Origin of the sequence: Rhizobium sp. LjRoot254 (genome assembly GCF_964254105.1) — a bacterium.
Lineage (GTDB): Bacteria > Pseudomonadota > Alphaproteobacteria > Rhizobiales > Rhizobiaceae > Rhizobium_E.
Map to the genome: position 1 here is coordinate 1688009 of NZ_CAXUSM020000001.1, position 20751 is coordinate 1708759.

The 20751-nt window shown below is 60.0% G+C and carries 25 protein-coding genes; 13 read left to right on the forward strand and 12 right to left on the reverse strand.

Annotated elements, in window-relative coordinates:
• Positions 1 to 61 precede the first annotated feature (61 nt).
• A complete protein-coding gene (locus ACSQ26_RS08130) occupies positions 62 to 1201 on the forward strand; it encodes a hypothetical protein (RefSeq protein WP_436008015.1) in 1140 nt (379 codons plus the stop codon).
• 50 nt (positions 1202 to 1251) lie between these two features.
• Here the strand turns inward: ACSQ26_RS08130 and ACSQ26_RS08135 are convergent, their stop codons facing one another.
• Positions 1252 to 1563 carry a PAAR domain-containing protein gene (locus tag ACSQ26_RS08135; RefSeq protein WP_436008017.1) on the reverse strand — a complete coding sequence of 104 codons (312 nt, stop codon included), beginning with the start codon at positions 1561 to 1563 and terminating at the stop codon, positions 1252 to 1254.
• Positions 1564 to 1761: 198 nt separating this feature from the next.
• Here ACSQ26_RS08135 and ACSQ26_RS08140 point away from each other — a divergent pair, with 198 nt between their 5' ends.
• The 4 genes from ACSQ26_RS08140 to ACSQ26_RS08155 all read left to right on the forward strand — a co-directional run bounded on the left by ACSQ26_RS08140 (position 1762) and on the right by ACSQ26_RS08155 (position 4649).
• Complete coding sequence (locus tag ACSQ26_RS08140) at positions 1762 to 2346, forward strand: hypothetical protein (RefSeq protein ID WP_436008019.1); 585 nt, start codon at positions 1762 to 1764, stop codon at positions 2344 to 2346.
• 1 nt (position 2347) lies between these two features.
• Entirely contained in the window at positions 2348 to 3274 is a 927-nt protein-coding gene (locus ACSQ26_RS08145) for a ketoacyl-ACP synthase III (protein ID WP_436008021.1), read from the forward strand.
• Positions 3271 to 3513, forward strand: coding sequence for an acyl carrier protein (locus ACSQ26_RS08150; protein ID WP_436008023.1), 243 nt, complete (start codon positions 3271 to 3273; stop codon positions 3511 to 3513). Before ACSQ26_RS08145 ends, ACSQ26_RS08150 begins: the two co-directional genes overlap by 4 nt.
• Positions 3514 to 3650: 137 nt before the next feature.
• Positions 3651 to 4649 carry a hypothetical protein gene (locus ACSQ26_RS08155; RefSeq protein WP_436008025.1) on the forward strand — a complete coding sequence of 333 codons (999 nt, stop codon included), beginning with the start codon at positions 3651 to 3653 and terminating at the stop codon, positions 4647 to 4649.
• Here ACSQ26_RS08155 and ACSQ26_RS08160 read toward each other — a convergent pair.
• The gene (locus ACSQ26_RS08160; protein ID WP_436008027.1) at positions 4646 to 5821 is read right to left on the reverse strand and encodes a DUF1501 domain-containing protein; all 1176 of its coding nucleotides are present in this window, start codon (positions 5819 to 5821) and stop codon (positions 4646 to 4648) included. The two genes, ACSQ26_RS08155 and ACSQ26_RS08160, sit on opposite strands and share 4 nt — an antisense overlap.
• Before the next feature lie 12 nt (positions 5822 to 5833).
• On the reverse strand, positions 5834 to 7360 hold the full coding sequence (locus tag ACSQ26_RS08165) for a DUF1800 domain-containing protein (RefSeq protein WP_436008029.1): 1527 nt from the start codon (positions 7358 to 7360) through the stop codon (positions 5834 to 5836).
• 311 nt (positions 7361 to 7671) lie between these two features.
• On the opposite strand from ACSQ26_RS08165, the gene ACSQ26_RS08170 reads away from it, so the two are divergent.
• Positions 7672 to 9648: a putative bifunctional diguanylate cyclase/phosphodiesterase gene (locus ACSQ26_RS08170; protein WP_436008031.1), complete on the forward strand. Its 1977-nt coding sequence runs from the start codon at positions 7672 to 7674 to the stop codon at positions 9646 to 9648.
• 3 nt (positions 9649 to 9651) lie between these two features.
• Here the strand turns inward: ACSQ26_RS08170 and ACSQ26_RS08175 are convergent, their stop codons facing one another.
• The 7 genes from ACSQ26_RS08175 to moaA all read right to left on the reverse strand — a co-directional run bounded on the left by ACSQ26_RS08175 (position 9652) and on the right by moaA (position 14739).
• Positions 9652 to 10038 (reverse strand): acyl-CoA thioesterase, encoded by a 387-nt coding sequence (locus ACSQ26_RS08175; RefSeq protein ID WP_436008033.1) that lies wholly within the window; start codon positions 10036 to 10038, stop codon positions 9652 to 9654.
• 21 nt (positions 10039 to 10059) lie between these two features.
• Complete coding sequence (locus ACSQ26_RS08180) at positions 10060 to 10542, reverse strand: hypothetical protein (protein WP_436008035.1); 483 nt, start codon at positions 10540 to 10542, stop codon at positions 10060 to 10062.
• A 59-nt stretch (positions 10543 to 10601) separates the two neighbouring features.
• Positions 10602 to 11108: a molybdopterin-guanine dinucleotide biosynthesis protein B gene (mobB, locus tag ACSQ26_RS08185; RefSeq protein ID WP_436008037.1), complete on the reverse strand. Its 507-nt coding sequence runs from the start codon at positions 11106 to 11108 to the stop codon at positions 10602 to 10604.
• A gap of 278 nt (positions 11109 to 11386) precedes the next feature.
• Entirely contained in the window at positions 11387 to 12025 is a 639-nt protein-coding gene (mobA, locus tag ACSQ26_RS08190; protein WP_436008039.1) for a molybdenum cofactor guanylyltransferase, read from the reverse strand.
• Between the two features lie 7 nt (positions 12026 to 12032).
• Positions 12033 to 12941, reverse strand: coding sequence for a DMT family transporter (locus ACSQ26_RS08195; protein ID WP_436008041.1), 909 nt, complete (start codon positions 12939 to 12941; stop codon positions 12033 to 12035).
• A gap of 107 nt (positions 12942 to 13048) precedes the next feature.
• Positions 13049 to 13702, reverse strand: coding sequence for a DUF1176 domain-containing protein (locus tag ACSQ26_RS08200; RefSeq protein WP_436008043.1), 654 nt, complete (start codon positions 13700 to 13702; stop codon positions 13049 to 13051).
• A complete protein-coding gene (gene moaA, locus ACSQ26_RS08205) occupies positions 13702 to 14739 on the reverse strand; it encodes a GTP 3',8-cyclase MoaA (protein WP_436008045.1) in 1038 nt (345 codons plus the stop codon). Before moaA ends, ACSQ26_RS08200 begins: the two co-directional genes overlap by 1 nt.
• A gap of 139 nt (positions 14740 to 14878) precedes the next feature.
• Here moaA and ACSQ26_RS08210 point away from each other — a divergent pair, with 139 nt between their 5' ends.
• Positions 14879 to 15253, forward strand: coding sequence for a gamma-butyrobetaine hydroxylase-like domain-containing protein (locus ACSQ26_RS08210; protein WP_436008047.1), 375 nt, complete (start codon positions 14879 to 14881; stop codon positions 15251 to 15253).
• Positions 15254 to 15359: 106 nt separating this feature from the next.
• Here the strand turns inward: ACSQ26_RS08210 and ACSQ26_RS08215 are convergent, their stop codons facing one another.
• Positions 15360 to 16100 (reverse strand): DUF3800 domain-containing protein, encoded by a 741-nt coding sequence (locus ACSQ26_RS08215; protein ID WP_436008049.1) that lies wholly within the window; start codon positions 16098 to 16100, stop codon positions 15360 to 15362.
• Between the two features lie 43 nt (positions 16101 to 16143).
• Complete coding sequence (locus tag ACSQ26_RS08220; RefSeq protein ID WP_436008051.1) at positions 16144 to 16644, reverse strand: MarR family winged helix-turn-helix transcriptional regulator; 501 nt, start codon at positions 16642 to 16644, stop codon at positions 16144 to 16146.
• A 43-nt stretch (positions 16645 to 16687) separates the two neighbouring features.
• Between ACSQ26_RS08220 and ACSQ26_RS08225 the strand changes: the two genes are divergently transcribed.
• The 6 genes from ACSQ26_RS08225 to ACSQ26_RS08250 all read left to right on the forward strand — a co-directional run bounded on the left by ACSQ26_RS08225 (position 16688) and on the right by ACSQ26_RS08250 (position 20679).
• On the forward strand, positions 16688 to 17572 hold the full coding sequence (locus tag ACSQ26_RS08225) for an alpha/beta hydrolase (protein WP_436008053.1): 885 nt from the start codon (positions 16688 to 16690) through the stop codon (positions 17570 to 17572).
• Positions 17573 to 17619: 47 nt separating this feature from the next.
• The gene (locus ACSQ26_RS08230; RefSeq protein WP_436008055.1) at positions 17620 to 18228 is read left to right on the forward strand and encodes a pyridoxamine 5'-phosphate oxidase family protein; all 609 of its coding nucleotides are present in this window, start codon (positions 17620 to 17622) and stop codon (positions 18226 to 18228) included.
• A 202-nt stretch (positions 18229 to 18430) separates the two neighbouring features.
• Positions 18431 to 19225: a M15 family metallopeptidase gene (locus ACSQ26_RS08235; protein ID WP_436008057.1), complete on the forward strand. Its 795-nt coding sequence runs from the start codon at positions 18431 to 18433 to the stop codon at positions 19223 to 19225.
• Between the two features lie 12 nt (positions 19226 to 19237).
• Positions 19238 to 19855: a nucleoside 2-deoxyribosyltransferase gene (locus ACSQ26_RS08240; protein WP_436008059.1), complete on the forward strand. Its 618-nt coding sequence runs from the start codon at positions 19238 to 19240 to the stop codon at positions 19853 to 19855.
• Positions 19856 to 19912: 57 nt separating this feature from the next.
• Positions 19913 to 20182, forward strand: coding sequence for a DUF1778 domain-containing protein (locus tag ACSQ26_RS08245; protein WP_436008061.1), 270 nt, complete (start codon positions 19913 to 19915; stop codon positions 20180 to 20182).
• Positions 20170 to 20679: a GNAT family N-acetyltransferase gene (locus ACSQ26_RS08250; RefSeq protein ID WP_436008063.1), complete on the forward strand. Its 510-nt coding sequence runs from the start codon at positions 20170 to 20172 to the stop codon at positions 20677 to 20679. Before ACSQ26_RS08245 ends, ACSQ26_RS08250 begins: the two co-directional genes overlap by 13 nt.
• Positions 20680 to 20751: the final 72 nt, after the last annotated feature.

A 20751-nucleotide genomic window follows, 5' to 3' on the forward strand; every position in this document is an offset into this window, starting at 1 on the left:
AAACCCGGAGCCTTTCATTGAACAATGAAAGGCTCCAATGCAGAAAAACAAGGACATCGGCATGAGAATTTGGTCTTGCGCAACGTGGCTCGTGCCGCTGTCCGGCCTTCTCCTGACCACCCCGGCGGCGCTCGCCGGGACCACGGTGCAGTACAACAAGGATTATGTAGAAGACGCGATAAAGGCGCCGGAATTTGCCATCGACGACAAGATGGCGGTGCTCGACACCGTGCTGGCGGGCCTGCCCGACAAGGTGACAGTCTACCCGACCGAGGGTTACTTCTACTTCTCCTTCCACCACAAGGGCATCAAGTACGGCGGCAACCTGCGCTTCGACATTGCCGACCGCGACAAGGGTGTCCTACATTTCAACTATTTCAAGGACTTCACGCTCTGGCAGCGCGACGAGAGCGGCTTCAGCGCCGAACTCGGCAAGAAGGACGGCGTGAACCTGACGAAGGCCGGCAACCTGCTCTACGACTTGGAATACAAGGGCAAGAAGGTGCAGTTCCAAATGGCCGATCTCTCAAAGGTCAAGCCACCGGCGGGCGCCATCCAGCCGGGCGAGACCTATATCGGCCCGATCTTCGACGAGTCAGCGATCCGGTTCTTCCTCATCTTCAACCAGAGCCAGAAGACGTTTCATTATGTCCTCGACGAGACCATACCGGTGGCCGACCAATTCGACATGTCGGAGGTCTCCGATCGGATCACGATCGGTATCCGTACCGGCTATGCGTTTTATGACGATCGCTTCGCCAACCGGAAAATCCTCGTCGGCATCAACCAGTACAACACGTCGATCAACAATTACCTTGACGGGCCGTTCGACCAGTTGCCGGATAATTTCATTGTCGGCGATACGCTGAAGAATGCGATCCTGGCCGCAAGCCCCGACCGGGCAGGGCAGATCGACCGCTTCGGCAATTCGCCCGACGGAGAAACGCGCTACCTGATCGCGCCCTACATGCAATACGAGGAGCAGAGCGAACTCGGGACGATCGCCGATTGCGCGGCCACCGAGAAACTGCCTGTCTACTATGCTTGCTTCTCATTCGCCGAGGCGCCCGGCGACGACCAGGCTGAAGATCCCAACGCCGACCCGAATGCGGCCGCCGACCCGAATGCCGCGGACAGCGTCAAGGCCGCGGATGACAAAGCCGAATCGGTCAAGGACCCGGCGGCAAAGCCCGCGAAATAATCCCCGTAAGCGCGATTTTTGGATTGCTGATGTTGAAGCCCCTTGGGGCTTCAATTCACCGAACAGTGGACTTCGCCGAGCGACTGCACGGGCTTGTTTTCAGCCGTGACCGTCGGATCGCCCATCACGGCGCAGCGTGTCTTGCCGAAATGGATGGGCTTGAAATGCACCATCGGCTGGCCGTCTATCTTGACGGAGGAGATGATCTCGTAGGTGTCGGGCGGACAATTGACGACATCGGAAAGGCGTAACGCCGGCTTGCCGCCGATCATCACGGTGCTGCTGCCGGTCAGCGCGCAGCCCGGAAGATCCTGCGCCTGGGTCAGTGCAGGCGCGAGGGCTGCGAGGAGGAAAATGGTCATTCTCGTGATCAAGTCAGTTTTCCCCGGCGCTTCGCATCGTCAATGGTTCAATCATCGAAGGCTCCACCTCCCCATGGCAATGTCATCCCTTTTAATTGAAGACGTTTTAGAAGCCGGATCAATTGAAGCGGTTGCGTCTATTTCTATGCTTGCGGCAAAAGTTGGCGATCTGTATAGACGATCCGCCAGGGGGACTCCATGGAGAAAAGCCAAGATATCGCAGGTTCGCACATCGCATTCGACATTCCGCTTAAGGGCACGCGCACCTATATTCACAGCACCAACATGCTTTCGCAGTTCATAAAACGGTTCTCCCTGGAAGGGCCGGTGAAGATCGAATTCAGGCGCATGATCCACCATCCGATCTATCTGAGCGAGGATTCGCCCGATCATGCCGACCGCGCCGGCAAGTTCTCGTTTTTGGATGGAGACACCTGGAAGACCTACGGCATCTTCATCGACGAGAGCCGGGTCATCACGGGGCATCTTCCCGACAACGAGCCGGATATTCAGGCGGCGAGCACGATCGGGGACGACACCGCAACGTGCGGGATTGACCGGCCGGCCAACTTCATCGATACGATCGTCGCGCTCAACAAGGTGCTTGTCGGACGCCATTCCCCCGGCCGGAAGGCGATCTTCAGTCAGCTGACACTCGATACGATTCCCAAGGGTGGAACAGTCGGCGTCAATCTCGTCAAAAAACTCGGCACCAAGATCTTCATGTCCGACGTTGTCTGGAACGGCAACAAGATCGGTAGTCTCACATTCATGGCGGTGTAGCATGCTCGGAATTCAGGCCATAGGCACGTATCTGCCGGCGCAGAGAAACGGCAACGCGGAACTCGCCGAAAAATTCGGCTTCGCCGTCGATTTTCTGGAATCGAAGATCGGCGTCTTCTCGACGAGCGTCAAGGATGAGGGTGACGAGACCTCCGACATGGCGCTGAAGGCGGTGCGCAGCCTGCAAGCAAAACTCGGCGAGAGCTTCGATCTCGCCTCTGTCGAATGCCTGGCGCTGGTGACGCAGAACCCTGATGGCTACGGCTTGCCCCATACGTCGGCGATCCTGCATGGCAAGCTCGGCCTTTCGGCGCGCTGCTTTGCCTTCGACATTTCGCTCGGATGCTCCGGGTATGTCGCGGGCTTGGCGATCATCAAGGGCTTCATGCAGACCGCCGGCTTCAAGACCGGCTTGCTGGTGACCGCCGATCCCTATTCGAAGGTGATCGACAGGGAAGACCGCAACACGGTTCTGCTTTTCGGCGACGGCGCGACGGCGACGCTGATCAGCGAAAACCCGGTCTGGGAGATCGGCGCCTTCGACATGGGCACCGTCGGCGAGACTTGCCAGGCGCTCATCGTGCGGGACAACGGAAAGCTGGAAATGAACGGCCGCGCCGTATTCGACTTCTGCGCGACCCAGGTTCCGGGCAGCGTGACGCGCACGCTGGAGGCCAACGGCCTCGGCATCGACGACATCGATCTCGGCGTGCTGCATCCAGGCTCGAAATATATCGTCGACACGCTTGCCAAGCGCACCAAGCTGAAAAACATCGCGCGCGGCGTCGAGACCTATGGCAATACCGTGTCTTCGTCGGTTCCGCTGCTGCTGGAGAATGTGGCGCCGGACACGACGAAGTGCATTCTGATCAGCGGCTTTGGCGTGGGCCTTGGCTGGGCTACAACCATCTTGAGGAGTACATTATGAAAGCTGAGATCGAAGCGACCATTCGCGAAATGCTGGCCGAGGTCAAGGAAGGCCTCGACTACAACAATATGTCGCTCGACCGCGAGTTTGGCGAAGCGGGTCTCGATTCTCTCGATGTTGCCTCGCTTCTGCTGGCCGTCCAGGAACACTATGACGTCAATATCGACGACGACAAGGTCGACGAGCTGGACACACTTGCGAAGCTCATCGACCACATTGCTGCAAACAAGGCTGCCTAAGACCCCCAATTTCAGGTTCAAGCCACTGCTATCGGAGGAGGGAATCTCTTCCGGGCGAACGAGATTACGGATTACCGATGGACGACGCCCCCAAGAAAAAGAAACGCTCGCCTTTTCAAAGCCTTAAGAAAGGGGATATGAGGGCGATCTTCGCCTTCTTCGAGAGCCCGGAGGTCGATTACCCGGCGCTGCAGACAATGATCAAGGAGCGTTTCGACGACACGCCCATCCTTTTGAAGATGTGCGAACGCTTCGCAACAACCATGCAGAGCATCGATGCCGGCGAGGTACCGGAGGTGGACATGCAGTCCATGATCGCCAAATCGGTCATGAACATGATCATCAATCTGGGCCGGATCTCCGCCGCCAGGATTTTTCTAGCCGCGTGTCGGGAGAAGTTCTCGGAAAGCTTCATGCCGGAAGCCGTTTCAATGCTGATGCTCACCGGGCTGGAGGTCGACAGGCTCAAGATCGTCGACAGGCCCTGGCTCGATTATCAAATCTACGATCGTGGTGCGGAGACGACCATCATCATGATGTGCGGCAATTCGCACCGGTTCGGCGTCGAACTGAATTCGGTGGCGGTCTGGCTCGAGTCGCTTCAAGCCAATCTCATCTATTTGCGGGACTACAATTTGAGCCTTTATCTCGCGGGGGTGCGTTCGATCGGCGACATGGAACAGTCCGTCGCGCGCATCAAGCACGATCTCGGCGAGTTGGGCACCAAGCGGCTCATCCTCATGGGCAGTTCCGGGGGCGTGTTCGGCGCATTGAATTACGGCCAAAAGCTGAACGCCGACCTTGTCCTGTGCTTTGCCGGCCCGACTTCGCTATATGCCGGCCAGATGGAGGCGGCCGAGCGGCCGTCCTATCTGAAGGTCCAGAAGATGATCGAAGACGGCGTCATCGACGAGCCGGACATGCGCGCCGCCTATGAGATGAGCGACACCCGCGTGCGCTACTTCTATGGCGCCGAATACGAATTCGACAAGGCGCAGATACCCACCCTGGAAGGCCTGCCCAATGTCAGCATCGAACCGCTTGCCGATTGGCCGAAGCACATCGTCATTGCCGAAATGGCCCAGCGCAACATGCTGATGGGCATATTCGAAGAAGCCGTCAGCGGCAAAAGCTAGCCGCGCAGAAAGCCCTGCGATCTCAGATCGAGCGACAGGCCGGGGAAGACCTTCGAGGTGAGGTCGCCGGCGGAGACGTCGAACTGGCTGTGGAGCAGCGCGGCTGCGATCTCGCGGACATCGGCTGTCGGCATCAGGTCGCGGCCTTCGAACAACTGGTCCTCGCGGAGACCTGGCCATTTGCCGTATACCTTGCCGCCGCGCACCGCGCCGCCGGCGATGATCGCCAGCCCGCCGGTGCCGTGGTCGGTGCCCTTGGAGCCGTTCTGGCGCACGGTGCGGCCAAATTCGGTCATGGCGAGCACGGCGGTCTTGCTCCAGACATCCGGACCGAGTTCCGTCTTCAATGTCGTCAGTGCGGCGACCAGCGCCTTGAGCGGCTTGCGGAAAATGCCCTTCTGGCCGACATGGGTGTCCCAGCCGCCGATCGAGAAACTCGCGAGGCGATAATCGCCCTTCAGCATGCCGGCCGTGAGCTTCGCAACGCCGGCCGGATTGGCGGCACGGGCATTGGTGCCGAAAATGGTATCGGAATCCTCGTCGGTATTCATGGCCTCGGCGAAGACCTTCGAGAAGGCCGGGTCATTGCCATAGAGGCGTTTGAAGAAATCCAGTTCGTCGGGTTCGATCGCGAGATCGGACTGGGTGGACCAGGTATTGACCGGGTTCGGGCCGCTGAGAATGAGTTCGGCCGAGGTGTTGACGTCTATGGCCTTGCGGCTTTCGGAACGCGGGATCGTCGCGAGCGCGCGGTTCAGCCAGCCGGTATTGACGTCCGAGACATCCTGGCCGCCGGTCTCCAACACGTCCTGGCCGTCGAAATGGCTGCGCTGGTCGCGGTAGGGGGTCGAGACGGCGTTGACGAAACCGAGTTCGCCGCTCTTCCAGAGCGGCAGCAGTTCGGCCGCCTCGCCATGCAGGCCGAACTGGCCATCGAGATCGATGAGACCCGAGGACGGATCGAGCGCCAGTTCGGGGCGGTAGGATTTCAGCATTGGATCGGCATAGGGCTGCAGCAGGTAGAGGCTGTCGAGCGCGCCGCGCAGAACGATGGTGACGAAGCGCTTGTCGCCGGGTACCGCCGCAAAGGTGACAGGTGTGACCAGCGGCGAGGCGGCGACGCAGCATGCGGAAGCGAGGAATGTGCGCCGGCTGAGGAGAAATTCGTTCATGGACAAGTTCCTTCAGCGACGGTTGAATTCGGGCGAGGCGAGCAACAGCGACAGTCCGGCCTGACGGCTGGGCGCCTGCGCCACGACTTTAAGCGTGTCGTCGCGCGCGGCATCGAGCAGGACCGTGCGGGCAAGGACGAGTGGCTCGGAGCGGGACCCCACCTTGGTCGCGACGTTCTGCGCCCACGCGATCCGGCCGGTGAGCTGGCTGGTGGATATCCAGGCGTCGAAATCCTCCTCGATACCTTCGGGGCTCGGCGGTTCCCAGACCGGCTGGCCGAGCTTCTTGACGGCGCCGACGGTGAGCGGATTTGCCAGCGGCCTGATCTTCTTGCGCTCGCGTCGCTCCTGGCGGTTCTCGGCCATGTCCTCGCGGTCCATGCGCTTCTCGGCGCGTTTCTTCCGGCGTTCGGCCATTTCGGGCGTGATCGCCATCATGGCGTCGTCATCGTCATTGTTTTCGGCGTCCGGCCGCACCGGCTGGGCAAAAGCGCTTTCCGCGAGACCCGCCGCGCGCAGGCCGGTGACGATATAGTCATAGGGCTGGCGAGCCTTCTCGCCGGGATTTTCCCAGGCGGCGGGATGGTGGAGCATGGCGCTGTAGACGGCGGTCAGGTTGCCGCCGGACTTGGTCCAGGCGTCGATCATCGCGTTGACCAAAGGCTCCGGCGGTGTGTCGGCAATGAAATGTATCGCAAGCTTGCGACAGATATGAGGAGCGGTCTGGGGTGCCGCTGCGAGATCGGCGAGCATGGCGTGGGCATCCTCGATGGAACGCTTGCCGCGACCATAGGACTTGCCGAGGACCTTGACCTCGATCGGTCCCGGTTCGGCGAGGTTCTTGCGGAACTCGGTGCGGCCGTTGTCGCGATCGATGGTCAGGCCGGTGAGTACCAGGGCCGTGGCGCGCACATCGGCCTGCGTATAGCCCGAGCCTGCGCCGAGCGTGTGCAGTTCGAGCAGTTCGCGGCCGAGATTTTCGTTGAGGCCACGCTCCGAATTCTGGCCGCGCCGGGAATTCGGGCCGACGGATTTGACCTGGTCGAGATAGGTCAGCATGGCGGGGTGGGTGATGGTATGGCGCAGCAGATCGGTGAAGGTGCCGGCGAGATGCGGCCGGATCGCCTCCGCCTCGTAGAGCGACGTGTAGAGATACATCGGCCGGCGCTTGCGCACACTGACGGAGAAATGATCGAACCAGAAGGCGGCGAGCCGCTCGTAGAAGCCATTGGGCGAAAACACGGATTGGGCGACCCTGGCATGCTGGTCGCGGCCGCAGAGATGAAAGAGCTGCCTGCGGAGGGGACGGACGGCGAGGCGCCTGGCTTCCTTCGCGCGCGGCATCTCGGCCATCTGGTCATGGTAGCGGCTGATCGTTTCCCAGCGGCCCTCGATGCCTTCCTCGGGAAACCGCAGCGTTTCCTTTTGCCCTTCGGCGATTTGCGCGAGCAGGGCATCGGCGCCATCGGGCACCGGCTCGCCCGGCCGGATGCCGTAGCCGAACCGTATGGCGCTCATCGCTTGTTTCGACAACGTCATGACGTGCTCCTGATATCGTCCGCGCGGGAATTATAGATCAACAATCCGGCGCATTTCCGATTAGCAAGCCGCTTATGAACGGAATATGAAGGATGCGCCCAGCGCGATCAAGGCAAAGCCGCTCACGTGATTGATCGTGATCGCTTCCTTCAGCGGTAAATCAGGGTTAATCCCGGGTTGCAATCAGCGTGCGATAAATCACACCGTTGATATTTACGGGTGCAAAGTCGGGGTGGCCTCTTCAGCTTTGCTTATTCAACCCACGCTATTGCCTGTCATGAAGCTGATCTCCTGGGGCGGGACGAGGCCAAATGGACGCGCAAAGCGCAAGACCTGAAGACCATGACCACTATGCCCGCCTGCGGGCCGCGCAGGCCGAGAGCGTTCTGGGTAATATCGCGCTGACATTGGCGTCGAACATCTTCGTTGCCCTGACCACCGCAGGGATAATCTGGTCGAGCACAAACGGCGCCTCGATCCTGTCCTGGCTCGCCTTTGTGATTTCGCTGAGCGCCGCGCGCTTCATGGTGCTCGAGCGCATCATGCGCCTCGGCCTGCACCAGACCCGGCCCGATGCCGTGCTGAAATTCCTGACGGTCGCTGCCCTGGTCAGCGGCGTCTCCTGGACACCGTTGCCGCTTCTTTTCGCGGCATCGGACGGCGACTATATCGTTTTCGTCATGGCGGGTACCGCCACGGGCGCGATCATACAGAGCCTCCCCTATTGGCGCAGCGCCATCGCTTTCGGAGCGCCTGTCATGGGCGCCACGCTCCTTTCGATGCTGATCGAGAGCAGCACCGTCAGCAATTATCTCCTCGCCCTGAACGTCGCCCTGCTGACATTGATGCTGTTTCGGGCAAGCGTGCTGAGCGAGCGCGCCTTCGTGCGCAGCCAGAACGTCGCGATGCGGACCACGCAACTGGCCCAATCGTTGGCGGTGGCCAACACCGAGATCAACGAGTCGAGCCACCGGCTGGAGCGTCTGGCCAATACCGACGTGCTGACCGGGCTCGCCAACCGGGCGGTGTTCAACCGCCGCATGGAAGCACTGTTTTATCAGGGCGGGCGGGAGCGCCGCGAGATTGCGCTGCTGCTGATCGATCTCGACAAGTTCAAGACGATCAATGACACGCGAGGACACCATGCGGGCGATACGGTGCTGAAAGCCGCCGCCACCCGGCTTGCGGCTCTTTGTGCGTCCGGGGACCTGCCGATCCGGCTCGGCGGCGACGAATTCGCAGTGATCCTGTCAGGCCGGAGCGCCGCGGCGCGCGCAGACGATCTCGCGCGCCGGTTTATCGATGCCGCAGCGGAGCCTGTCTCGTTCGGCGGAACGGAGATACCGATCGGCGCCTCGATCGGCATCGCCTGCGCACCGGACCACGCGGCCGATGAGGATGAGCTTTATGCCTGTGCGGATCTTGCGCTCTACTGCGCCAAAATTGAAGGACGGCGCCGCCTGAAACTGTTCGATAGCGGCCTGAAGGGCCAACTGGATTACCAGAGAGCGATCGACCGCGACCTTGGCGCGGCGTTGGCACAAGGCGGTCTCGACGTCCATTTCCAGCCGCAGATCGACATGACATGCGGCCGCGTCACCGGTTTCGAGGCACTGGTGCGCTGGTGGCATCCGGATATCGGCGCGATATCGCCACCCGACATCGTGTCGGCCGCAACCAAGTTGCAGCTCTCCGAGCGGTTGACCGCCTACGTAGCGGAATGCGCCTGCCGGTTTATACGGACCCTGGACAGGGCCGGCCACGCCGACGCAATCGTCTCGGTAAATATGTCGCCGAGCGAGTTCGATCTCTATTCACCGGCACTGACGCTGGGCGAACTGGCAAGGCGCCACGGCATCAACCCCAACCGGATCGAGGTGGAGATCACCGAAGAGGCGATCCTCGATCCGCAGAAGGTGGAGGCGGCATTCTTCGAACTCCGGCGCGCGGGCTTCCGCCTTGCCGTCGATGATTTCGGCATGGGACATTCTTCGCTCGCCCACCTGATCAGCCTGAAGATCGACCGGCTGAAGGTCGATCGCCATTTTGTGACCGGCATTTCGGCGAGCGCGCACAATCAGGCGCTGGTGGCGGCACTGGTCAGCGTAAGCCGCTCGCTCGACATGGAACTGGTGGTGGAAGGCGTGGAAACAACAGCCGATGCCGAGACATTGCGGGCGCTGGGCTGCCGCATCGGCCAGGGCTGGCTCTATGGCAAGGCCATGCCGGAAGCGGAAGTGCTGACCTGGCTCAACCGGCACCATTCCAGGGCGAGAGCGGTGGCTTAACTCTTACCCGGCCTTCACCGCAGTCGGGTGGCCTTCCTTGTCCAGAGCCACCATCACGAAGGTCGCCGCCGTGACTTTGTCCATGTGGGGTGTGAGGTAGCGCTGCGCCCAGACCTCGATAATCAGCGTGATCGACGAATGGCCGATCCGTTCGAGGTTGGTGTAGATGCAGAGGGTGTCGCCGATCTTGACCGGCATTTCGAAGACCATCTCCTTGACCGCCACGGTGACCACGCGGCCATGGGCGATCTCGGCGGCACGGATGCCGGCGGCGAGATCCATCTGCGCCATGACCCAGCCGCCGAAAATATCGCCGGCGGCATTGGCGTCGCCCGGCATGGCGAGTGTCCTGAGCGTCAGTTCTCCGCCCGGTCCTGTCTTGTCCTGCATGCTGTCCTCAGTATCCGATTCCTACTTTTCGCATGTCGCGATCAGCTTTTCGAGAGCCTTCTTCGCGCCCTTGAGCGTGAAGGTCGCGCTCGGCACCTTGCCGGTGACGTCATTCACATCGACCTTTTTCTGAACCATGAGAGTGGAGACAAAGGGATCGATCTCCGTCTCGGTTGCCATCGCGCCGTCCATATCTTCGTAGCGTGCGTGACGGGTGAACATTTCCTGGCCGAGCGAGAATTCGAGATCGGTCTCGAAATTCCCGTTGCCGGCCGGCGGGTAATTCTCGGGCGCGACGGGGACATAGCGGATCATCAATTCGCCCTTGGCGCCGCACTGGAAGGACAGTTGATTGACGATGTCGCCGGTGCCGGCGCAGACGCGCGCCGTCATGACGGGACCGCCTTCGTCCTCTTCCACGGCGGCGGTCCAGGCTTTGCAGTCCTCTGCCGCATAGGCCGGGGTCGACAGAAGCAGGATGGCGAGGGCAACTGGCAATCTCATGGCGGTTCCTCCGTTGGCTGGATCAGGCTAAGGAGAAACGCGCGGGAGGCAAGCGATATTCAGAGATTAAGCGTCCCAAGGATGAAATCGGCGATCGTGATCGTGTCATCGAGATCGAAGACCGGGATGCTGGCATCGTCCACCGGGTGATCGGAGGCGATGGCGCAGATGTATGGATCGGTGGGCGCGAGCGGCGTCCGATTGGCGGCTTCGAGCCTTCGCGCCTCGATCTTCGGCACGGGCTCGCGCTTGTAGCCTTCGATCAGCACGATGTCACAGGGTGCAAGCCGTGCCAGTACTTCTTCGAGCGTCGGTTCAGGCGCGCCGCGCAATTCGTGCATGATGGCGTAGCGGGTGCCAGAGACGAGGGCAACTTCGTGCGCGCCGGCCTGCCGGTGGCGGTACGAATCCGCGCCGACCTTGTCGATATCGAAATCGTGGTGCGCGTGCTTGATGGTCGAGACCTTGTGGCCACGCGCGGTGAGCTCGGTGACCAGCCGGACGGCGAGACCTGTCTTGCCGGAATTCTTCCAGCCGGCGATGCCGAAGATTTTGGGTGGGGTCATATGCTGTCCTGGAGGCAAACTTGAAAAAGAGATGATGATGGGTTATTTTTCAGGAGTGAGGATCGGGCTTTCGCCCGACCCTCTTTGCTAGACGCTGAATTGAACCCGGATCGTGATTTGCCAACCAGTCCGGGTTCTTTTCAATTCCAGCGTAATGGAAATCGGTCGAAACCTCATTCGCATTACCTCCTGAAGTGAGACGAGGCTGTCGCCACAGCCGGATTAGCCTATCTTATCCGGTCGCGCCGGTTGGCTGGCGCTGCTTCCGTCCCAATCCCTCAATTGACCACAACTTCCAGCATTTTTCGCGCGTGATCAAGATCCTCGCGCGTGTTGATGTTGAAGAAGGGATCGAGTGGCCCGAGCGGGGTTTCGAGGAAGAGGAATTCCGTGACGTGGACCGGCAGGCCATCGAGGAAGGCGCGGACCTTCAAGGTCGGCGGGGCCTTGAGCCAATCCGCCAAACGATCAGTCAGCGACACCGGCCAGAGGCCAAGCACCGGATGCAGCCGGCCACCGGAGGCGGTCAGTGCGATATCGGCCGGGCCGGTCAGTGTCGCGGCCAGCGTTTCCACCAGGTTCGTGGGGAAGAAGGGGCCGTCGACGGGGACCATAAACGCATGCGTCGCGCCTGGTTCATTCTCTCTGATATGGGCGAGGCCGGCGTGAATGCCGGCGAGCGGGCCGGGATAGTCGGTAAAAAGGTCCGGGAATGCAGCGACGCCCGGAAGGGTGATCGATGGATCGTTGGCGTTCAACGCGATCGCGGTCACCTGGGGCGTTAGACGTGCCGCGACATGGTCGATCAGCTGGCCTTGGCCGAACGGCAGCAGCGCCTTGGGCTCGCCCATGCGCGACGATTTCCCGCCGGCGAGAATGACGGCGGGAAAACGGGGTGGGGTGAGGATAGCTTCCATTTCAGGCTCAGGATACGGTGAGATTGTTTTCGATCTCCGCCAGTCTGCGGCGTTGTAGCACCGTTTCGCGGTAGAAGGCATAGAGGCCCGCTGAAACCACGATGGCCGAACCCGTCAGCATCCAAATGTCGGGGATATCGCCGAGCAGGAACAGGCCGAGCATGATCGCCCAGATCAGGCTGGTGTAGCGGAACGGCGCGATGAAGGAAATCTCTCCGGTGCGCATCGCCATGATCAGCGTCTGGTAGCCGGCGAAGAGCATGACCGAGCCGAAGGCAAGTTCACCAAGGTCATCTAATGGCACCGGGTTCCAGCCGCCGAACGGTACGATCAGGAACGCGCCGACGATGGTGATTGTGACCGAGGTTGTGGCTGAGATGAAGAGCGATGGAACATCGGGACCGATTTTCTTCGTCGCGATATCGCGCGTGGCCGCGGTGATCACCGAGCCGACGACCAGCAGAGAGGCTGCGGTAAACCCTTCCGCGCCGGGACGGATAATGATCATCACGCCGACAAAGCCGACTGCTATGGCCGACCAGCGCCGCCAGCCGACCTGTTCGCCCAGCAGCAGCGCCGCACCCATGGTAACGGCGAGCGGCAAAGCCTGCAGGATCGCTGATGCATTAGGCAGCGGAATCTTCGACAGGGCATGGATGTAGGTGATCGACGCACCGATCTCGCCTGCCGTGCGGAGCATGAACCAGGGCTGAAGCACCGTCTTCAACGGCCTCAGCGCCTTCATCCGCCAGGCGACGAGCAGGATCAGCACGGAGGTTATCGCGCCACGAATGAACATGATTTGGCCGGTCGTCAGATCGTCCGTCACAAGCTTGACCATGGCATCGTTGATGGTGAAGCTGGCCATGGCGAGCGACATCAGTATCGCGCCCTTGATATTGTCATTGAAGGCCATGCGGCGGGAATCCAGTTCGGTAGGCAGGCTGGTCTATAGACTGCCGCAGGCTGTTTGCACAACTGTCTAATCAACGCGAAACGGGGATTGCAATCGATCAGCGCGCGCTATTTCACAGCAGCCGCGTCGAAGACCACATAGCTTTCCGGCACGCTGGGGTCCGGCTCTTCCTCGCCCGGCGCCTGGAAGGTGGGATCGACCTCGTATTTCTTCAGCACGAAGACGCCCTCGACGAACTGGTATTGCCCCGCCGACCAGGCGTCGCCGATGCCGCGCCACTTGGCCGAGGAGTTCAACACTCTGGTTTCAGGATCATACTCGCTGTTGGTGAGCTGGGTCGTGGTGATGAATCCGGCGACCTTCGGCGGTGCCTTGAGCTTGGAGAAGTTCACGTCCGTGTAATCGAAATCGAGTGTCGGCTCGGCGAAGGTCAGGAGTTCCCAGACGCCGTCGGCATTGCGAGTCAGATAGATCGAATTGAAGTTATAGGCACCCGAGGAGCAGGCAAGCTGGACGAGGGTGAGCTTGTAATCCGGCGAATCCTGGTCCTGTCCCTTGGTGCGATAGCTGAGCGGGAAGACATTGTTGTCGCCATCCGGCGTGCCGTCATCATTGGTCTGGAAATCGCAGGTCTTGCCCATGACCGGCTCGATGAACTTGCGGGCGGCGGCGATGTCGGCGGTATCCGAGGCATCATCGGCAAGGGCGGGCAGGGCGCCTGTGAACAGAATTCCAAGTGCGGCGAGGAATGCGCGCCGCATCAGCCGCCCGTCATGCTCATGTGGCGGGCAACGGCGGGACGGTTATGCTCGCGGTCGATGATGAAATCATGGCCCTTGGGCTTGCGGCTGATCGCCTCGTCGATGGCACTCTTGATGACGGCGTCGTCGTCGGTCGAGCGCAGCAGGTCGCGGAAATCGGCGGCGTCGTTCTGGCCGAGGCACATGTAGAGCGTGCCGGTGCAGGTGAGGCGCACGCGGTTGCAGGTCTCGCAGAAATTATGCGTCATCGGCGTGATGAAGCCGAGCCGGCCGCCGGTTTCCTCGACGGTCACGTAGCGGGCGGGGCCGCCGGTGCGATAGTCATTGTCGGTCAGCGTGAACTGTTCTTCGAGGTCCCGGCGGAGTTCGGACAGCGGCAGGTAGCGATCGGTGCGATCTTCCTCGACCTCGCCCATCGGCATGGTCTCGATCACGGTCATGTCCATGCCACGGCCATGCGCCCAGCGCATGATCTCCGGGATTTCCTGCCCGTTGAAATGCTTGAGCGCCACGGCGTTGAGCTTGACGTGGATGCCGGCCTTCTGCGCGGCATCGATGCCGGCCAGCACCTTGTTCAGGTCGCCCGTGCGGGTGATCTCGCGGAATTTTTGCGCGTCGAGCGTATCGACCGAGACGTTGATGCGCTTGACGCCGTTGTCGGCGAGCTCGTCGGCGAAGCGCGCGAGCTGCGAGCCGTTGGTGGTCAGCGTCAGTTCGTCGAGCACGCCGTGACGCACCTTCTGGCCGAGCGCGCGGACGAGGTACATGATGTTGTGGCGCACAAGCGGCTCGCCGCCGGTGAGCCTGATCTTGCGGACGCCCTTGTCGATGAAGGCGGAACAGAGCCGCTCGAGTTCCTCGAGCGTCAACAGGTCCTTCTTCGGCAGGAAGGTCATGTGCTCGGCCATGCAATAGGTGCAGCGGAAATCGCAGCGATCCGTCACCGAGACGCGCAGATAGCTCACCATGCGCCCGAAGGGGTCGATCATGGGGGCCGGTGTGCCCAATGGCCGGAAATGACCTGAGAAAATATTCATCTATTACTCCCGCACCCCATATCGTGTTGGGTACGCGCTTCCGTCAAGCCTATATAGGGATTTGATAGCGCGGATTGAAGTGAATTTGTCTTGCGGATGCGACAGTGGATCGCTAATGCGCGAGAAAAGGGATGAAATTATGAGCGAAATCTGGCCGACCGAGATCAGGGTTTCCAAGGACCGGCAGCGGCTGACCGTGGCATTCAACGATGGTGCGGCCTATGAGCTGTCGGCGGAGATGCTGCGCGTGCTGTCGCCATCCGCCGAGGTCAAGGGTCATGGACCGGGCCAGGAAGTGACCGTGCCGGGCAAGCGCAATGTCGCGATCCTCAGCGTGCAGCCGACCGGCAATTACGCCATCCGCATCGGCTTCGACGACGGCCACGATACCGGGATATTCACCTGGAACTATCTGCGCGAACTCGGCGAGCGCGGCGGGGAGTTGTTCGGCGAATACGAGGCGAAGCTTGCGGAAAAAGGCATGAGCCGGGATGTGAGTGAACGGCCGCGGTGAGGTCGGTGCTTGACAAGAATTCTTATGAGCCTATCTTTGTATGAAATGGAACGGGACTGCTCGTTCGGCGTCTGGCCTCTGGGACTACCCGGAGGCTTTTCGCTTTCTATGGGAAAATTTTGAGCCCGTATCCTTCGAGCTTCCCACGAGGTCCTCTGCGAAATTTGGGCTCTATCAATTCATAAGCTCGATTGGGTTGATTTGGATCGATGACATGACGGGCGATAGGATATGCGACGAGATCGGCCAACTGGAGACCGGTTGAATTGTGTTTCTTGTCCATGAATCGAATATCGAGATTTGGCATCTTGCCCACTCGGTTCTTGCCATCTGCTATTCGCCGAAACTCCAGTTCGAGTTTCGTGTCCTCAGGCATTCCCCGTTTCTCAACGAGAACGTGAGTAAGTCTGTCGTCCTGATTATTTTCGCGAAGCCAGTATTGCAGACGCTCCATACAAAAACCCAATGCGATCTCGTAAGGGTTCTGAGGATCAACATATCTGTCGATGTGCCTTTGCTTGTTGATGGCGGCGGCGATTATCGTAAAAGGCGCGTCAGCAACAAACATGTTTAGCCGATCAAAGAACTCATTGCGGGTGTTCTCGTTCAAGAGGATATTGAATTCACCACGTCGTTTCCGAATTTCGTAGTTATGGAAAATTACGCAGTCGTGCCCCCAAAAGTGAAATTTTATATTTTGTGAGTGAGGGACGATGCTGGCGCTGTATTCTACTTTTCGAATGACGAGGAAAACCAAAACGAAGACAGGATTTTCGGGATTTATAGGTGCGAGACTGTGGTCACCGCTTTCGTCCACATACACAATGTATTCACTGAATTCAGACATCCGCTACCTCGGTCTGGCGATGTACCTTCAAGTTCGCATCTGACTACCGCGTCGACCTCTGTCTGAGATTGACGCTAGGCTCTTCATTCCGGCCTTCGCGCAGCAACACGTCGACGATCCTCTCCATCTGCTCGGCGACCATCAGGCAGCGCTCCTCGGTCGATGTCGCCATCACCGTGTCGATCAGCGCCGTCTGGATGCTCATCGCCTTTTCCGTGACATCCTTGCCCTGGTCGGTGAGAAACAGCCTGAGCACGCGCTTGTCCTTGCCGTCGCCGCGGCGTTCGATCAGGCCACGCTTTTCCAGATGCGGCAGCAGCATCGACATGTTGGAGCGGCCGACCAGCAGCTTGCGTGCCAATTCCTGCTGGGAAATGCCCTCGCGTTTATAGAGATTGAGCAGGATATCGAGATGCGGCGGCTTGATCTCGAGATGGGCCATGTTGCGCTGCAGGGTCAGCTGCATCAGCTGGCAGGCGCGCGCCACGCCGATCCATGTACGAAAGCGTGGATGATCCCAAGGCAGGGCTTGATTTTTGTTCATAGTTGTACTTTATTGTTCATTGTTGAACTTATGGATCATAGCAATGCAATCTTACCTGCACAAGGTCGCGGGGCAAGCGATCAATCTCACAGGCGTCGTCTCGCCCAGGCTGGCGGGACGCATCGCGTTCAGCCTGTTTTCGAGCACCAGTTCGCCGGAGCCGAAGAACGAAAAGGAGCGCAAGCTGCTCGGCCTGTCGCGCGCGGCGATGCGCGAGGCCGAACTGCTGATGCTGCCGGTGCCGGCGGGCATGGTGGCGACGCACCGTTTTCCGCCGATTGGCGAACCAAGCGGCAAGACCTATCTGGTCGTGCATGGCTGGGGATCGCGCATCGACTATATGCAGGGGCTGATCCGCGGCCTGCGCCAGACCGGCGCGACCGTGGTGGGCCTCGACCTGCCGGGCCATGGCGGCTCCACCGGCCGGCGGCTGACGGTGCCGATCGGGATCGATGCGATCGACGCGGCATGGCGGCAATACGGCCATTTCGATGCTGTGATCGGCCATTCCTTCGGCGGCTTCGTTGCGGCCATGTCCGCGTCCTGTCCAGCCGACTGGCTGACGCGCCATACGCCGGACAAGCTGGTACTGATCGCGGCACCCGTGGCGGCCGAGCATGTGTTCTCGAATTTCTCCGGCGCGATGGGCTTTACCCGCCGGGTGCATACCGCGCTCGATCGCGAGGTCAAGCGCATTGCCGGCCAGCCGATCGCCTTCTTCTCGGCCGGGCGGATGCTGGAATCGGTGCCGCAATTGCCGGTTCTGGTGCTGCATGCGGACGAGGACAAGGAAGTTTCCTCGCGCGCCGCGCGGGCTTATGTCGGCGCTGGCCCGCATGTGAAACTCGAATGGTTGAACGGGCTCGGCCATCGCCGCATCGTCAATTCACCCGCAACGATCGATGCCATCAAGAAATTTCTCGTTTAATCGTCATGAAACGATTGTATAGCGGGCCGTCCGAGATGGAGACGGCTATGCAGAAGATCGAGTCGGTTGCGGAATTGAATGAACTCTACGGCCAGCCCGTGGAGGCGTCGATCATCAAGGTCACGCCGTTCCTGACGCCGGAATACCGGCGCATGATCGAAGCCTCGCCCTTCGTGGCACTGGCGACGGTAGGCCACGAGGGGCTGGATTGTTCACCACGCGGTGACGCCGGCCATGTGCTTTATGTCGAGGATAACAGGACGATCCTGATGCCGGACTGGCGCGGCAACAACCGCGTCGACTCGCTCTCCAACATCGTGCGCGACCCGCGCGTGGCGCTGATGATCCTCATCCCGGGTTCAACATCGACGATGCGTCTCAACGGCCGGGCGGTGGTAGTGATCGATCCCGCGATGACGGAGCGTTTCGATATGGACGGCAAGCATCCGCGATCCGTCATCGTGATCACCATCGACGAAGTCTATGTGCAATGTGCCCGCGCCGTCATCAGAGCGGATCTCTGGAACCCGGACAAGTTCGTAACGGCTGGATCACTGCCGACGGTCGGCCAGATGATGAAGACGATCAAGGACGGTTTCGACGGCGAGACTTACGACCGTGACTGGCCGGACCGCGCTGCCAAGACCATGTGGTAGGGTAGGGCGGAAATCCTTGAGGCCGGGCTGCAAATGGCGTGCTTCTGCGCTTCCGGTGCTCATATACTTAAGTACACTCCGCTCCGGTTCTCGAAGCACACCATTTTCGCTCCGGCCTGAAGGATTTCATTGAGCGTTGCGATTCTGAATAGATTTTGCGTGGTACTCGTCTTTTGTCCAATGGATGGTGGTGGAGGCGGCTATGAAGCAAGTTTTATTGGCTATGGGCGTGGTTTTGTCGTTGGTTTCGTCCTCGGCTGTCCTTGCCAAGGATCTAACCCTCTCCGAAAAGATCGACATCCTCGTCAAAGCCTATCCCGAGACGCTGAACATGGGTTCGGAAAAGGGCGTGGGCTTCATCAGGCACGCGCAGATTCTGGAGGTCGATGATGGCGTGAAGCGCGACCATTTCCAGATGCTCGAAGCTGGCGATATCGAAGACAGTCTCCAGCAGGTCTATCCTGCCGGTGCCTGCGAGACCCGGCCCGACGTGAACTTCGATCCCGGCCGCATCCGCTCCGAAAAGCTGATGACGCTGATGTATGGCGGCTCGAAAAAGGAAGTCGCGCGCAACCTCGTTCCGGTGAAATGGTTCGGCGAGACGTTGCAGGTGACGTCGATCAACGGTGTCAATACGGCGCTGGAAGCGGTGCGCGACGAACTGGTTCCCCGCTCGGATTTGCGGAAATATCTCGCGCCCTCGGCAGGCGTGTTCAACTTCCGCAAGGTGGCGGGCCAGAAGAATCTCTCCGTGCATAGTTTCGGCGCGGCGATCGATCTCAACACCAAATTCGCCGACTACTGGGTCTGGTCGAGGGGCAAGCCGGGCAATGTGCCGGTCTACAAGAACAAGTTTCCGATGGAAATCGTGGCGATCTTCGAAAAACACGGTTTCATCTGGGGCGGGCGCTGGTATCACTATGACACGATGCATTTCGAATACCGGCCGGAACTCCTTGAAATCGCGAAACGCGCGGGGGTCTCGGCCTGCAAGTGACAGGTTGATCCCATGAAGAAGCTCTATATCGCCGGCCCGGAAGTTTTTCTCGTCAATGCCCGCGAACAGATGGACCGCAAGGCGGCACTTGTCCGGCAATACGGCTTCGAGCCGCTGTGTCCCGGCGATCTCGATATCCCCGCGCAAAAGACCAAGAAGGCGTTCGGCCTGGCGATATCAAAGGTCAACGAGGGCATGATGAACGCCGCCGACGGCGTGATCGCCAATCTCACGCCGTTCCGGGGCCAGTGGGCCGATGTCGGCACGGTGTTCGAGCTCGGCTATATGTGCGCCTTGGGCAAGATGGTCGCTGCCTATACCAATGTCGCCAGCGACCATTACCAGCGCACGCTCGATTTCTACGACAACCAGATCACCGAGGATGCCAAGGGCTACAGGCGCGGGCCGGACGGGCTGTCGCTCGAGGATTTCGAGATGACCGACAACCTGATGCTGGACGGTGGCGTGGAACGCCGGGGCGGGATCGTGGCGGTGCATGCGGCTGCGGCGGATGAGATGTACACGGATCTCACCGCGTTCGAGGAATGCCTGAAGTTCCTTGCGGAAAGACGGGACGAGCGCGATGAGGGCATGCGGCCGGAAGAACTGGATGCCAGCAACGACGATTGAGGGACATATTGTTGTCGAGACGCTCGTATGCTAATGTCATACGAACAGGAGGCAATTATGTCCAGCCCAATGCAACCGGTCAGCGTAAGATTGACCCCGGAAGAGCGCGAGCTTGTTAAAAACGCCGCCCTCGAATCTCGTACCAACCTTAGCGATTTCATTCGCCGGCGCGCGGTTGAAGCCGCCGAGATTGAGCTGACGGAACGACGGATCGTCACCATTCCCGTCGAGGAATGGGAAAAGTTCGAGGCTTGGGCCGACGAGGAGCCCAAAAAGATTCCCGCGTTGCAAAGGCTCGCTAGGTCGCGTCCGGAATGGCAGAGTTGATACGGCCCCGGTCGCTTCTCGAAACCGATGACCGCGATGCGTTCGATTGTGGCCGAGACTCGATGAACAATTGGTTGCGGCGAAACGGATGGCGCAATCATGTCACCGGGATGTCTAGGGTCAGCGTCGTCGCACAACATGAGTCGCGGACGATTGTCGGTTACGTGACATTGAGCGCCGCCCAAATAGAGCGAGCGCATCTCCCTAAAGCCGACCAGCGAAACCGGCCGGACCCGGTGCCGATGGCCCTACTTGGGCAACTCGCCATTGATGTTCGCTTTCAAAGGCAGGGCCACGCTGCATCGTTGATGCTGCACGCTCTTCGGACAGTTGTGCGATTTTCGCGGGAGATCGGCTGCTTTGGCGTTATGACACATCCTCTTGATGAGAACGTTAGGCAATTTTATCAAGGCTTTGGATTTGTCGATCTTCCAGGAGACCCCAGACGAAGTATGATCGTGCGTGTGAAGGACTTGGAGTTCAACGACCTTGGCTGAACATAAATACGAAGGTAGTACACAATAGAAAAGCCGGCGCGGGGCCGGCTTTTTGATGTCTGAAATCTTATT

Bases quoted from the DNA above. Each gene is read 5' to 3' on its own strand.
- ACSQ26_RS08215 (WP_436008049.1), bottom strand. From the start codon at position 16,100: ATGTCTGAATTCAGTGAATACATTGTGTATGTGGACGAAAGCGGTGAC.
- ACSQ26_RS08245 (WP_436008061.1), top strand. From the start codon at position 19,913: ATGTCCAGCCCAATGCAACCGGTCAGCGTAAGATTGACCCCGGAAGAG.
- ACSQ26_RS08145 (WP_436008021.1), top strand. From the start codon at position 2,348: ATGCTCGGAATTCAGGCCATAGGCACGTATCTGCCGGCGCAGAGAAAC.
- moaA (WP_436008045.1), bottom strand. From the start codon at position 14,739: ATGAATATTTTCTCAGGTCATTTCCGGCCATTGGGCACACCGGCCCCC.
- ACSQ26_RS08175 (WP_436008033.1), bottom strand. From the start codon at position 10,038: ATGCAGGACAAGACAGGACCGGGCGGAGAACTGACGCTCAGGACACTC.
- ACSQ26_RS08170 (WP_436008031.1), top strand. From the start codon at position 7,672: ATGGACGCGCAAAGCGCAAGACCTGAAGACCATGACCACTATGCCCGC.
- ACSQ26_RS08150 (WP_436008023.1), top strand. From the start codon at position 3,271: ATGAAAGCTGAGATCGAAGCGACCATTCGCGAAATGCTGGCCGAGGTC.
- ACSQ26_RS08130 (WP_436008015.1), top strand. From the start codon at position 62: ATGAGAATTTGGTCTTGCGCAACGTGGCTCGTGCCGCTGTCCGGCCTT.
- ACSQ26_RS08220 (WP_436008051.1), bottom strand. From the start codon at position 16,644: ATGAACAAAAATCAAGCCCTGCCTTGGGATCATCCACGCTTTCGTACA.
- mobA (WP_436008039.1), bottom strand. From the start codon at position 12,025: ATGGAAGCTATCCTCACCCCACCCCGTTTTCCCGCCGTCATTCTCGCC.
- ACSQ26_RS08250 (WP_436008063.1), top strand. From the start codon at position 20,170: ATGGCAGAGTTGATACGGCCCCGGTCGCTTCTCGAAACCGATGACCGC.
- ACSQ26_RS08210 (WP_436008047.1), top strand. From the start codon at position 14,879: ATGAGCGAAATCTGGCCGACCGAGATCAGGGTTTCCAAGGACCGGCAG.
- ACSQ26_RS08235 (WP_436008057.1), top strand. From the start codon at position 18,431: ATGAAGCAAGTTTTATTGGCTATGGGCGTGGTTTTGTCGTTGGTTTCG.
- ACSQ26_RS08155 (WP_436008025.1), top strand. From the start codon at position 3,651: ATGAGGGCGATCTTCGCCTTCTTCGAGAGCCCGGAGGTCGATTACCCG.
- ACSQ26_RS08165 (WP_436008029.1), bottom strand. From the start codon at position 7,360: ATGACGTTGTCGAAACAAGCGATGAGCGCCATACGGTTCGGCTACGGC.
- ACSQ26_RS08225 (WP_436008053.1), top strand. From the start codon at position 16,688: ATGCAATCTTACCTGCACAAGGTCGCGGGGCAAGCGATCAATCTCACA.
- ACSQ26_RS08195 (WP_436008041.1), bottom strand. From the start codon at position 12,941: ATGGCCTTCAATGACAATATCAAGGGCGCGATACTGATGTCGCTCGCC.
- ACSQ26_RS08180 (WP_436008035.1), bottom strand. From the start codon at position 10,542: ATGAGATTGCCAGTTGCCCTCGCCATCCTGCTTCTGTCGACCCCGGCC.
- ACSQ26_RS08200 (WP_436008043.1), bottom strand. From the start codon at position 13,702: ATGCGGCGCGCATTCCTCGCCGCACTTGGAATTCTGTTCACAGGCGCC.
- mobB (WP_436008037.1), bottom strand. From the start codon at position 11,108: ATGACCCCACCCAAAATCTTCGGCATCGCCGGCTGGAAGAATTCCGGC.
- ACSQ26_RS08135 (WP_436008017.1), bottom strand. From the start codon at position 1,563: ATGACCATTTTCCTCCTCGCAGCCCTCGCGCCTGCACTGACCCAGGCG.
- ACSQ26_RS08140 (WP_436008019.1), top strand. From the start codon at position 1,762: ATGGAGAAAAGCCAAGATATCGCAGGTTCGCACATCGCATTCGACATT.
- ACSQ26_RS08240 (WP_436008059.1), top strand. From the start codon at position 19,238: ATGAAGAAGCTCTATATCGCCGGCCCGGAAGTTTTTCTCGTCAATGCC.
- ACSQ26_RS08230 (WP_436008055.1), top strand. From the start codon at position 17,620: ATGCAGAAGATCGAGTCGGTTGCGGAATTGAATGAACTCTACGGCCAG.
- ACSQ26_RS08160 (WP_436008027.1), bottom strand. From the start codon at position 5,821: ATGAACGAATTTCTCCTCAGCCGGCGCACATTCCTCGCTTCCGCATGC.